This window comes from Bradyrhizobium sp. (genome assembly GCF_004799405.1).
Classification (GTDB): domain Bacteria; phylum Pseudomonadota; class Alphaproteobacteria; order Rhizobiales; family Xanthobacteraceae; genus Bradyrhizobium.
Window position 1 is genome coordinate 18758 of sequence record NZ_SSMW01000032.1, and the last position, 12482, is coordinate 31239.

Genomic DNA, 12482 nt, shown 5'->3' on the forward strand with positions numbered 1-12482 from the left:
CAGGGGAATGCGACCATGGCAGTGTCTCAGGATGGCGGCGCGTCGCCGGTCGACGTGGTGGAGTTTATCGATCAACAGCCGGTCGGCGGATTTCAGGTCCGGCTATTGCTGACCTGCGCGGCGGTACTGTTTCTGGATGGCTTCGATACCCAGGCCATCGGCTTTGTCGCACCCGCGCTAGCGAAAGAATGGGGCCTGACCAAGGGCGCGCTCGGCCCGGTGTTTAGCGCGGGCCTGTTCGGGCTGATGATCGGCGCGCTGATATTCGGACCGCTGGCGGACCGCATCGGGCGCAAGAAGATCATTATTTTCTCCACCATCGCGTTCGGCATCGGCGCGCTCGTCACCGCATTCGTGCACGATCTTGGAATGCTGCTTGCGATCCGGTTCCTGACCGGGCTTGGTCTTGGCGGCGCGATGCCGAATGCCATCGCCATGACCTCCGAATTCAATCCGCGGCGCCGGCGCGCCACCATGGTGATGATCATGTTCTGCGGGTTCTCGGTGGGGGCGGCACTCGGCGGTATTCTCGCGGCCGCCTTGATTCCGCAGTTCGGCTGGCGTTCGGTATTTGTGATCGGGGGTGCGGCGCCGCTGCTGCTGGCGCCGATCCTGGCGCTGCGGCTGCCGGAGTCGGTGCGGTTCCTGGCGCTGACCGGGCGCGCCGATGCGCGCGTTGCCGAATTGCTGGGACTGATCAACCCGAAGGCTGGGTTTGCTCCGGCGACGCGGTTCGTCGTGCACGAGCCGGGGCTCGCCGGCGTGCCGGTACTGCATCTTTTCCGGGACGGACGAACCCTGGTGACGCTTTTGTTGTGGGTGGTGTTCTTCATGAGCCTGCTCGACATTTACTTCCTGTCGAACTGGCTGCCCACGGTGCTCAACGACCTCGGCGCGTCGGTGTCGGCGGCGGCGCTGATCGGGTCGTTGCTGCAGATCGGCGGCGTGGTCGGAACCTTTGCGCTCGGCAGCATCATCGACCGCTTTTCGTTTCGCGCGCTGACGCTGGTGTATTTCGTTGCCGTGTTCGCGGTCGCCGCGATCGGCCAGCTCGGCCACTCCGTTATCTTCGTCTCGCTGGCGATTTTCGCGGCGGGTTTCTGCGTCGTCGGCGGCCAGATCGCCGCCAACGCGCTGGCCGCGGGGTTCTATCCGACCGCCGTGCGGGCCACCGGCGTCGGCTGGGCGCTCGGGGTCGGCCGGGTCGGCTCGATCGTCGGGCCTTTGGTCGGCGGTTTGCTGCTGAGCATGAAGTGGAGCACGGCGTCGGTCTTCATGTGCGCCGCTGCCGCCGCTTTGTGCGCGACGCTGGCGGCGTTTTGGCTGAGCCGGCTCGCCGGCATGGGAGGAAGCGGCAAGACCGCGGCCGGGCAACCGGCATTTGAGGCGACGTTGCATCCATCGACGACGGCTGGAGCCTAGGCTAGAGCGTTTTCGAGCGAAGTGGACACCGGTTCGCGTGAAGAAAACGCGTCAAAACAAGAATCAGAGCTCCGTTCCGATTCCATCGGAACGGAAATGGCTCTAGGCTGCGAACGCTGCGGGAGGCCGGCGATGAGCGATGCGGACAAAAAGAACAAGGCGCGCAATCGCGAGATCGCGCAGAACGAAGCGACCCGGCAAACCGTCAGCGACATTCGCGTCAGCAGCTGGGCGATCGCGCTCGCCGTCATCATCGGGCTTATCTCCGTCGGCTGGGTCTTGACCCACAACAACTAGGCCACCGCGCCGGACGCCCGCAATTGCGCGATCGCGGCCTCGTCATAGCCGGCCTCGCGCAACACCGCATCGCTGTGCTCGCCGATCCCCGGCGGATGCCGCGGCGGGATCTTGTCGCTGCCGTCGACCCAGATCGGGCTGTTGACAGTCAGCATGGTGTCGTTCTCGAACGGCACCAGCACCTCGTTCTCCAGCATCTGCTTGTCGTTCGGAATGTCGTCGAGAATGCCGACCACGCCGAACACCAGGCCATTGCCGTCGAGGATCCGGCGCCATTCGGCCAGATCCCTGGTGATGAAGATCTGGTCGAAGATCTTGATCAGTTCCACCGATCGCGCATGGCGGTCGGCCCTGGTGGCAAATCTCGCATCCGTAATCAAATCCTCGCGGCCGAGGCAGCGCGCCAGCGTCGGCCACTGCCGGTCCTCGCTGAGCAGCGACAGCATGATCCAGCGACCATCCTTGCATTTATAATGATTGGTCACCGCGTTCAGCGCGCGCTCGCGAGGGCGCCGCTCGCCGAATTTTGCGCCGCATAGCTTGGCTTGCGCGAGGATGCCGTTAGCCCAGATGCCGTTGGCCATCAGGTTCGACCGGACGTGCGATCCCTTGCCGGTGCGCTCGCGCTTGTAGAGCGCCGTGACGATGGCGCCGTACAGCGCCATGGCGCAGGGGTGGTCGCCCATGCCGGCGACCGAGCGCGCCGGAGCTACGTTGGTATCGGCGCGCACCAGGTCCATCAGGCCGGAGCGCGCCCAATAGGCGTTGCTGTCGAAACCCGGCTTGTTGGCCTCGTCGCCCTTTTCGCCGTAGCCGGTGAACGACGCATAGATCAGCCGCTCATTGAGCGGCGCCAATTTGGCGTAGGTCAGTCCGAGCCGGGCCCGCACCTGGGGCGGAAAATTGGTGATGAAAACGTCCGCTCCGCCGGCCAGCCGATGCAGCACGGCCTGGCCTTCCGGCCTGGAGAGGTCGAGCGCGAGGCTTCGCTTGTTGCGGGACTCCAGCATCCACGCGAAATTGTGCGGACTGACCGGATATCCCGGCAGGTTCGGCAGGTGCCGATAGGGATCGCCGGTGACCGGCGGCTCGATCTTGATCACCTCGGCGCCGAAATCCGCCAGCACCGTTGCGGCCGCGGGCGCTGCGATGAAACTCGCGCAGTCGAGAACCTTGAGGCCTTCGAAGATGCCCTTTTCCATGGTGGCGTCGCTCCCCCGCGTTTTTGTTGGTCTTGCAACCGGATTACCGGCGCATTTGACCGATGTTGGCGGCGCGATGCAACGGCTGAAACTGCAGGTGTCTCCAGCAACGCCGTCATCCTGAGGTGCGAGCGCTTGCGGCTCGCACCTCAGGATGACGTATCACCCTCACCCGACATCAGCGCGGCATTGCCCCCGGCCGCGGCCGTATTGACGGTGACGGTCTGTTCGGTCGCAAAGCGTGCGAGGTAATGCGGCCCGCCGGCCTTGGGTCCCGTGCCCGACAGTCCATGGCCGCCGAACGGCTGCACCCCGACCACCGCCCCGATCATGTTGCGGTTGACATAGACATTGCCGACCGGGAGCCGTTCGATCACGGCCTCGACCGTATCGTCGATGCGCGAATGGATGCCGAGCGTCAAGCCGTAGCCGCTGCGCTCGATCGATTGCAGCACGCGCTCGAGCTGTTCGGCGGGATAGCGCACCACATGCAGGACCGGCCCGAACACTTCCCCCGTCAGTTGATCGGCGCCGGATAATTCGAAGATGTGCGGCGCGACGTAATTGCCGTCGGGAGCAATCCCCGCAAAATGCAGGCGAGCCTGGTTCTTCATGCGCGCGATATGCGCGTCCAGTCTTTGTTTCGCCTCGGCATCGATCACCGGCCCGACCTGAGTATCCAAGTCGCGCTGGTCGCCGACCTGGAGCTCGCGCGCCGCGCCGGCAATGATCTCGATCATGCGGTCGGCGACGTCGTCCTGAATGAACAACAGCCGCAGCGCCGAGCAGCGCTGGCCGGCCGAGCGGAATGCCGAGGTCACGACATCGTCGGCCACCTGCTCGGGCAGCGCGGTGGCATCGACAATCATGGCGTTGATGCCGCCGGTTTCGGCGATCAGCGGCACGACCGCACCGTCCTTGGCGGCCAGCGTGCGATTGATCGATCGTGCGACCTCGGTCGAGCCGGTAAAGACCACGCCGGCGACGTCGGGGTGCGCCACCAACGCGGCGCCGATATCGCCGTCGCCTTGCATCAGGTGCAGCGCGGAAGCGGGTACGCCGGCCTCATGCAGCAACCGGACCGCCTCCGCGGCGATCAGCGGGGTTTGCTCGGCGGGTTTGGCGACGACAGCATTGCCTGCCATCAACGCCGCCGTCACTTGCCCGGTGAAGATCGCCAGTGGAAAATTCCACGGCGAGATCGCGACGAAAACGCCGCGGCCGCGCAGCCGCAAGATATTGCTCTCGCCGGTGGGTCCTGGCATCGTTTCGCCGTCGCCGAACAGCGCGCGTCCCTGCGCGGCGTAATAGCGGCAGAAATCGGCGGCCTCGCGGACTTCCGAAAGCGCGTCATCGAGCGTCTTGCCGCCTTCGCGTTGCAACAGCGCGATGAAATGCGCGCGCTTCTGTTCGAGCAGCTCGGCCGCCTTTTCCAGGATGGCCGCGCGCGTCGAGGCCGGCGTCCGGCTCCAGCTCGTGAATCCCTCGCGCGCGGCCATCATGGCCTCGCCCGCACGCGCCGGATTTGCGCCGACCACGGCATCGACGTTGGGGCTGCTCGCCGCAACGGCCGATAGCAGTTGGTTCAGCGCAGCGCGCTCGCCGAATTCGATGCCGCGTGAATTCCGGCGTTTTGGCAGAAACAGATCGGGCGGCAATGGAATGCCGGGATGCCGTGCGTCGGCGGCGCCGCCGATGATGTCCGCCGGACGCCGCAACAGCGCTGCCACCGGCACCGCGTCGTCGGCGGCGAGCGCCACGAACGACGAATTGGCGCCATTCTCCAAGAGACGCCGCACCAGATAGGCCAAAAGATCGCGATGACTGCCGACCGGCGCATAGGTTCGATAGGCCAGTTTCGGACGGTCCTGGCTCAATTGCGCATACAGCGCCTCGCCCATGCCGTGCAGGCGTTGAAATTCGAATCCGCTTTCACCGCCGCCAAGTTCGAGAACGGTCGCGACATCGAGCGCATTATGGGTGGCGAATTGCGGAAAAAGGCGCGGCCGCAGCGTCAATAATTTCCGCGCGCAGCCGACGTAGTTCAGGTCGGTCATCGCTTTCCTGGTGAACACCGGATAGCCGTCAAGGCCGCGTTCCTGCGCACGCTTGATCTCGGTGTCCCAATAGGCGCCCTTGACCAGCCGCACCATCATGCGCCGGTTCAGCGCCCGAGCGAGGCCGTCGATGTAGTCGATGACCGCCTCGGCGCGCTTCTGGTAGGCCTGGATCGCAAGACCAAAGCCGTCCCAGCCTGCGAGCGAGGCGTCGCCGAACACCGCTGCGATCACCTCCAGCGACAGCTCCAGCCGGTCCGCTTCCTCGGCATCGACGGTGAAATTCAGCTCGTAGGTCTTTGCCTGTTGCGCCAGATCGATCAGCCGCGGAACCAGTTCGGACATCACCCGCCGGTGGCTTAGCGCTTCGAAGCGCGGATGCAGCGCGGAGAGCTTGACCGAGATGCCGGGCCGGTCGGGCAGCGGCCGGTCATCGGCGGTGCGGCCGATCGAGTCAATCGCGCGCGCGTAGGAATCGAAGTAACGATGCGCGTCGCCGGCGGTGCGCGCGCCTTCCCCGAGCATGTCGAAGGAATAGCGCGATGATTCTCCTGAATGCGCCCGTGCCAGCGCTGCCTCGATGGTCTCGCCCAGCACGAAGTGGCTGCCCATCAGCCGCATCGCCTGCCTGGTGGCTGCGCGCACCGCCGGAACGCCCAATCGTTTTGCCAGCCTCCCGATCGTGCCCTGCGGGGTTTCGCCCGGTTGAATCACCCGCGCCGACACCCCCAGCGCCCATGCCGACGCATTGACCAGAAACGCGCTGGACTTGGTTTCGTGGTGAACGAAGTCGCCCTGGCCGAGCTTGTCCTCGATGAACTGGTCGGCGGTGCGGGCGTCAGGCACGCGCAGCAGGGCTTCCGCCAGCACCATCAGCGCGAGGCCCTCTCGGGTGGAGAGCGCGAATTCGCGAAGCATGTCCTCGATGCCGCCCAGCCGGTCGTCGCTTGAACGAATGGCGTCGATCAGGCGCGTCGCCGTGGCGTCGATCCGCCGGTCTTGTTCGGCGCTCAGGCTTGCGGTTTCGAGCAGCCGGGCCGCGATGGCGCGATCGTCCGGTGCGTAGGGCGCATTGAACGGCGGAAGCGGTGAGGGATCGGACTTCATGGGCGCCCTGCAGGTTCCCATGTCGAGAGAATCTGGCTACCGCCCACGATACTACCAGCCTGCTGCAGGTGCTGCAGCAAAGGCGGGGCCAGCCCGGATATCATAGGGGACGCCGGCACGATCGGGCAGAGATGCGACTCGGGTGGTCAGGACGGCTGAAAAATCGTCAAGGAAGATCGAGCGATCGAACCAACGCCTGCTGCGTCGAATCGACTACGCGCAAGAGTGCGGCCACTCCTGCTCGACAAACACCGGTTTTTTTGAGGTCTTGCTGAAAGCCTCACTCCCAGATTGCGTCCGAGAGTGCGCTGTTATCGACCGCGTTGTTGGCGTTAAACCTTGAGGTTCTCGGCCGAGGTCTTGCCGCGATTGGCAACCTCTTCGTACTCTACCGTCTGCCCTTCGTTGAGCGTTGAAAGACCAGCTTTCTCGACCGCCGAAATATGAACGAAAACGTCTTTGCCACCACTAGAGGGCTGGATAAATCCAAAACCCTTGGTCGCGTTGAACCACTTCACAGTACCTTTAGCCATCACGTCGTCTCCGCAGGATCAAAAACAATAACGAACCGCCGGTCCCCGCAAACCGGCCATGCCCGACGAGCATACGATACGCGGTATGGAGCGCGCTTGATAGCTCTAACGACATCGGGATTTCGGCGGAAAACGATCGATATCACGCCACATTCGCCTGTTTTCCCCGTTTCACGATCGTTTGAAGCACAAACGACTCGCAAACCCGCGGTCTGTTCCAGCTCGATCGAGCCGGAAGCCCGGTTCCGCCTGTCTCGGCGGGTGCGGGCGCACGAGGTCCGTTTCCGGCCAAAGACGACCGGCGCGATCCCGCTCAGGATGCCCGGCTTGGCAGCAGCGCGTCCTGTTGCCGGGACCATGAGATACCGTAGGCGACCAGCGTCATCGCGGCGATGCCGGTCGTGCTGACGAAAACCTGCGCCATCAGCGAACCCGAACCCGTTATCAGCGCGAAATGGCCGGCGAACGACATGAAGACCCCGACGCAAAATACCGCGAGCGATTGTTCGCCGCATACGATCAGCGGCCTGAAGACCGGCCAGTCCAGCCCGTGCCAGTCTTTCGGCACAAATCGCGCCACCAGATAGGCGGTGACGATGAAATGCAGAACGCGATAGGGGGCGAGATTGGTCTTGTCGTTGGGATTGAACGCGTCGAACAGCCATGGCGGAACGATGCCGGCGACCGCCGGGAAGCGCCCCGCCATCGTCATCGCAAAAGCAAACACCAGATACGCGATGCCGAGATAGACCGGAATCGGTGAGCTGGAAATGGAGCGAAATCTTCTGGCCCCGCCGAGCGCGAGCCAGGCGCCGAACACAAAAAGCAGCTGCCAGCAGAATGGATTGAAATACCAGCTGCCATCCGGAAACGACGACAAGGTCCAGCCGAATTGTCGCGCGGCAAAATACAGCGCAATGGATCCGGCCATCGTCAGGCCGGGCCTGCGCAGCATCGCCCACAACACCGGTGCGAAAGCCCCCATCAGCACGATATAAAGCTGCAGCAGGTCGAGGTTCCGCGCCCTGGATTGCAGCGCCAGTCCGTGGCCCACGGTCCGGATCGGATGATCGACCAGGCCGGCCACGTTGAATTCATAGATAATGTCGGGTGCCGCGTATTGGGTCGCGACGTCCCCGATGGTGACGATGTAGATGATGAACAAGACGATATAGGCGGCGTAAAGTTGCCAGACGCGCTTGAAGATCCGGGTCGCTCCGACGACGAAGCCGCGTTCCAGCGTCATCCTGGCGTAGACGATGGCCGCGATATAGCCGGAAATGAAGACGAACCACTCGGCGGCGCCGCTAAATCCATAGTTTCGGATCGTGATCCAGTTCACCTCATTGTCGGGAATGTGATCGAGAAAGATGAACCAGTTGGCGATTCCCAGAAACAGATCGAGCCTGATATCGCGTCCCTTTTCCGCGAGAATAATTTGGGTGTCCATGGATGCGGTTTCATGCAGTCGATTCGGGAGGTTTCTCTATCAGCCATCATTGCCGCCGGTCGCTGTTGTGGAGCAACTCACTTTGCCTTGCGCAAAAATGAAACTTTCGTCATTTGGGGATTATCCCGGAACTATCCAGTGAACCTCCCGTTGCCTCTCCATGAACACGAATACGAATGGAGAAATAACATGACCAAATTTAAGGCTTTGGGCGCGATCTGTGTTGCCGCTGCACTGGCACTGGCAACGGCATCGCCTGCGCTCGCACGCGAAATGGGCGCCGGCAGCGGTGTCCACATGGGCGCCGGTGTTGGCGCTATGCACGCCGGCGCTGGACCTCAGTTCTCGGGTCGCGCTGGACCTCAGTTCTCGGGTCGCGCTGCACCTCAGTTCGCAGGCCGCACTGCACCTCAGTTCGCGGATCGCGGACACGGATACCGTGGCGGCGGTTACGGACCGGGGATTGGGGTCGGCTTGGCCGCAGGCGCGCTATTGGGCGGAGCCTACGGCTACTACGGCGATTCCTATGCCTATGACAACGGCTACGATGACGGCTACTACAACGATCCGAACGGCTTTGTCTGTCAGCCCGGAACGTGGTTCAGGGGTGCCGACGGCCGCCGGCACATCTGCCAATAAGCGATCTTTAAACAAGAGGCGCCCCGATGCGGGGCGCCTCTTTTAGTTTGGCTGGGTGATTTTGGCTGCCTAATATGTGGCGGCGAGATAATCGACGATCTTGCCGACATCGGCGTCCTCGATCGGCGCGCCATAGACCTTGATCATCTTGGTCACTTCGGCCTGCCAGAAGTCTTTCTTGAACTTCGGCCCCTGCGGCTGCGTCTTGATATAGTCCGCGGAGTGACAGGCGGTGCAATTGTTCTGCACCACATCGAGGTTCGGTCCGGGCTTGAACGCCGCGGTTTCATCCGGCAGCGTATAGGAGACCGGCGCGGCATTTGCCGGGCCGACTGCGAGCAGAAGCGCGAGGAAGAAATAACGTGTCATGGCTGTGCTCCTCACGCCGCGGTGACGCGAACGGTTTCGATGACGTTGCGCATATAGCCGGGCGGATTCCACGACGGGTCGGCCGGCTGGGTGTCGCCGGCATTGTTGGTGGCGCGAACCTTGAGTTCGTAGGCGCCCGCCGTGAGCTTGACCGGCAGCTTCCATTCGCGGAACGAATATTTCCCAAGATCCTTGCCGAGCCTGGCCGGTGTCCAGGTCTTGCCGCCGTCGGTTGAGACTGCGACTTCCTTGATGCCCTTGCCGCCGTCGAACGCTATTCCCTTCAGCGTCGTTGTGCCCGGCTTCAGTTTGGCGCCGTCGGCCACGCTGGTGATGAAGGAGCGGACGTTGAAACGGTTGATCGGGATCGTCGCCGTCGGCGCCGTGCCGGGCTCGACGCAATGGCATGCATTGTCGGGGATGCGATAGGCGGATTTCATCCAGAACCCGTCGAACACGCTGTCGATCACGGTGATCTCGTTGAGATGCTTCACCCAATAGGTGCCGTAATAGCCGGGCACGATGAGGCGAAGCGGGAAGCCGTTGAGAACCGGAAGGTCCTCGCCGTTCATGCCATAGGCCAGCATCACTTCGCCGTCGCGGGCGTGGTCGATATCGAGCGCCTTGACGAAGTCCGGCGTGCGGTCGCTGACCGGTCCGTCCATTCCGTTGAAGGTGACCTGTTTCGCGCCCTGCTGCACGCCGGCCTGGTCGAGCACGGTCTTGAGCGGCACGCCGTGCCAGCGCGCATTGCCCATCGCGCCGTTGCCCAGCTGGCCGCCGGCCACGCGCGGGCTGAACAGTGCGCGGCTGTTGCCCGAGCATTGATTGACCGCGACGAGTTCGACCGCCGGAAGTTTCCTGATGTCCTTCAGCGACAGTTTCAGGGGATGATCGACCTTGCCCTTGATCTCGAGCGTGAACTTGTCCGGATCGATGTTGAGCGGCACGTCCGCCAGGTGGTAGCGGACGAAAAACGCGTTGTTCGGCGTAATCGGGCCGTCGTTGAAGATCGAAAATGGCGTCTCGAGCTGCGGCGGCCGGCTGGTCAGGCCGATCATCGTGCGCTTCTGCGGGTATTTCACCAGCGGCCGTTCGCCGTTATCGAACGGTAGAGTCTCGGTGTCGAGCGCGAGCGCCTTGACCGAACCGAAACCTGTCGCAAGCGCCGCCATGCCGGCGCGCTTCATCATCTCTCGTCTGTCGAGCATAGGGCTTCCTCCGAAGCTTTTTTTGTCGAGGCCGGTCGCCACCGGACTCAGATGCGCGAGTGTCGCATCGGAAAAACTTAAGTCAATTTATGCTTTCGGAGTGGCTGCGATGCAGCAATGGAGGAGATCGCCGTTCAAAGGCGTTGGCGCTAAGCCGCGGCGACTTCCACGCTGTCGACCAGCGCCGCCAATGTCCGCGCGTCAGTGACCGAGCGGACGATCATCGGCTCATTGCGTCCACGGATCGCGACTTCCTGCCGCGGCAGGCTCTCGGCCGCAAGACCCGCCGTGATGCGGACTTCTTCCGAAAGGACCGCTTCGCAGGCGAGATTCTTGGTCATGTCTTGCAGCCGCGCGGCAACGTTGACCGCATCCCCGAGGGCGGTGAACACCATGTGGTCGCGATAGCCGATGTCGCCGATGATGACTTCGCCGCCGTGAATGCCGATGCCGAAGCGGATCGGCTCGCGCAAGTCGTGCGCCAGGAATTGATTCAGTTCGTCGATATTGACGGCGATCATTGCCGCCGCCCGCAGCGCCTGGCGGCAGGCGGTTTGCGGGCTGGTTTGAAGCCCGAACAGCGCCAATTGTCCGTCGCCGACGAACTGGTTGGGCTGGCCGCCGCATGCGATGACGGCCTGCGACACCGCGCCGAGGAAGCGGTTGACGATGAAGACGGTATCGAACGGCAGCCGGTGTTCGGCAAGCTTGGTCGAGCCGCGCATGTCCACGAACATGCTGACGAGATAGCGCTCCTGGCCGATGCGGTGCGGCTGCGAGGCGTGTGCGTTCGCCGACATCGCGTGCGGCATGAAGAGCTGGAAAAACGACAGGTCGGCGGTCGGCCGCAACTGGCAGGCGAGGCGGATCGACGGGTCGGTCGCGCCGACCCGGTTGAGCACGAACGCCTCGCGCTTGGACGGCTCCGGCAATGCGGTGCAGTCGCCGATCACGCGAATGCGGCAGGTGGAACAGCGGGCGCGGCCGCCGCACACGCTGGCATGCGGGACTTGATAGCGCAGGCTTGCTTCGAGCACGCTCAAACCCCTGGGCACGCGAACCGTCCGGCCGTTGCCATAGGAAAGGCTGATCATGCCGCCGCGGCGCTCGACCATCGCGCGCACGCCCCTTGCCAGCAACACCAGGCCGATCAGGCCGAGATAACCGATCAGGAAATAGTCGACGATATCTTCCAGCACGTCCTGTTGAGCCGTGGTGCCGACCTGGCGTTGCGAAAGGTTGGCGGCTTGCCATTCGGCGCTGTCGCTGTCATCGACCACGGCCCGGCCGCCCTGATAGAGGCCGAGCATCGCTACCGTCGGAATCAGGACCGCCGCGGCCAGCAGGAACGGCGCCGCGCGCTTGTAGAACGCCTTCATCCGCAGCCAGAAATAAAGTCCGATGCAGCCGTGCACCCATGCGATGAGCAGGACCGCGTACATCAGCCACATCTTGTAGGGCCATACGATCCAGTACGCGTAAAACACCTGCGGATAGAGCTTCTGCTGCCCATAGAGCGCCTGGCCGAGCCGCACGCCGGCGATGTGGGCGATGATCAGCGCCGGGATGCTGAGGCCGAGCACGAGCTGCAGGGGCTCGATCGCCTTCCAGCGGAATTGCCGGCGCGCATACAGTGCCCAGACCCCGAGGCCGGAATGAACCAGGGCTGCGGCATAGAACATGATTCCGACCGGCGGAAATTGCCAGAACAGGGTGTGGTAATGGACGCCGGTCGCCAGCGCATCCATCGAAATGTTGCCGAGCGCGTGGTTGAGGAAATGACTGACCAGGTAGGCGAACAGCACCAGCCCGCAGCCAATCCGGATCTGGCGGACGCCGACGCCGTGGGCGAATTTCGTCAATCGGGTGTGGATGGGCTCGGCCATGTGATTCCGGCGGGGTGGGCTCGGCCAATATTAGAGTTTAACTCGGCTCATGACCATCCGAGCGTCGCGGCAAGTTGACACCCCAATCGGAGTTGGGGAGAAAGCGTCGTGACGATTGCCTTGCCCGATACCGGCGCCAAACCGGACAGTTCTGCCTTCCGGCAGTTGACGGCAGCCGTCGTCCTGATTGCCGCGATGACGGCGCTGCGGGTGGTTTACGCCAGCCTGCTCGATCTGCGCACCGACGAGGCCTATTACTGGACCTGGTCGAAGGAGAACGTGCTTTCCTTCCTCGATCATCCGCCGATG

At 63.3% G+C, this 12482-nt stretch carries 10 protein-coding genes and 1 pseudogene; 4 read left to right on the plus strand and 7 right to left on the minus strand.

Annotation, left to right across the window (positions count from 1 at the left end):
* The first annotated feature begins 15 nt into the window (after positions 1–15).
* Together E7813_RS05795 and E7813_RS05800 are read left to right on the plus strand one after the other, a co-directional pair.
* Positions 16–1422, plus strand: coding sequence for an MFS transporter (locus E7813_RS05795; RefSeq protein WP_291571769.1), 1407 nt, complete (start codon positions 16–18; stop codon positions 1420–1422).
* Between the two features lie 132 nt (positions 1423–1554).
* Entirely contained in the window at positions 1555–1719 is a 165-nt protein-coding gene (locus E7813_RS05800) for a hypothetical protein (protein WP_291571771.1), read from the plus strand.
* Here E7813_RS05800 and E7813_RS05805 read toward each other — a convergent pair.
* The 4 genes from E7813_RS05805 to E7813_RS05820 form a co-directional block, all read right to left on the minus strand.
* A complete protein-coding gene (locus tag E7813_RS05805; RefSeq protein WP_291571773.1) occupies positions 1716–2921 on the minus strand; it encodes a CoA transferase in 1206 nt (401 codons plus the stop codon). The two genes, E7813_RS05800 and E7813_RS05805, sit on opposite strands and share 4 nt — an antisense overlap.
* Before the next feature lie 149 nt (positions 2922–3070).
* Entirely contained in the window at positions 3071–6085 is a 3015-nt protein-coding gene (putA, locus tag E7813_RS05810) for a bifunctional proline dehydrogenase/L-glutamate gamma-semialdehyde dehydrogenase PutA (protein ID WP_291571775.1), read from the minus strand.
* Between the two features lie 332 nt (positions 6086–6417).
* Positions 6418–6618 (minus strand): cold-shock protein, encoded by a 201-nt coding sequence (locus tag E7813_RS05815; RefSeq protein ID WP_079600225.1) that lies wholly within the window; start codon positions 6616–6618, stop codon positions 6418–6420.
* A 313-nt stretch (positions 6619–6931) separates the two neighbouring features.
* Positions 6932–8068, minus strand: a complete 1137-nt coding sequence (locus tag E7813_RS05820; protein ID WP_291571779.1) for an OpgC domain-containing protein — start codon at positions 8066–8068, stop codon at positions 6932–6934.
* Between the two features lie 189 nt (positions 8069–8257).
* Between E7813_RS05820 and E7813_RS05825 the strand changes: the two genes are divergently transcribed.
* Positions 8258–8707, plus strand: a complete 450-nt coding sequence (locus tag E7813_RS05825; protein WP_291571781.1) for a hypothetical protein — start codon at positions 8258–8260, stop codon at positions 8705–8707.
* Positions 8708–8776: 69 nt separating this feature from the next.
* Here the strand turns inward: E7813_RS05825 and E7813_RS05830 are convergent, their stop codons facing one another.
* The 3 genes from E7813_RS05830 to E7813_RS05840 form a co-directional block, all read right to left on the minus strand.
* Positions 8777–9076 (minus strand): cytochrome c, encoded by a 300-nt coding sequence (locus E7813_RS05830; RefSeq protein WP_291571783.1) that lies wholly within the window; start codon positions 9074–9076, stop codon positions 8777–8779.
* A gap of 11 nt (positions 9077–9087) precedes the next feature.
* Positions 9088–10287 (minus strand): molybdopterin-dependent oxidoreductase, encoded by a 1200-nt coding sequence (locus E7813_RS05835; RefSeq protein WP_291571785.1) that lies wholly within the window; start codon positions 10285–10287, stop codon positions 9088–9090.
* 149 nt (positions 10288–10436) lie between these two features.
* Positions 10437–12173 carry an adenylate/guanylate cyclase domain-containing protein gene (locus E7813_RS05840; RefSeq protein ID WP_291571787.1) on the minus strand — a complete coding sequence of 579 codons (1737 nt, stop codon included), beginning with the start codon at positions 12171–12173 and terminating at the stop codon, positions 10437–10439.
* A 108-nt stretch (positions 12174–12281) separates the two neighbouring features.
* Here E7813_RS05840 and E7813_RS05845 point away from each other — a divergent pair.
* Positions 12282–12482 (plus strand): annotated as a pseudogene (locus E7813_RS05845) (glycosyltransferase); the annotation flags it as partial.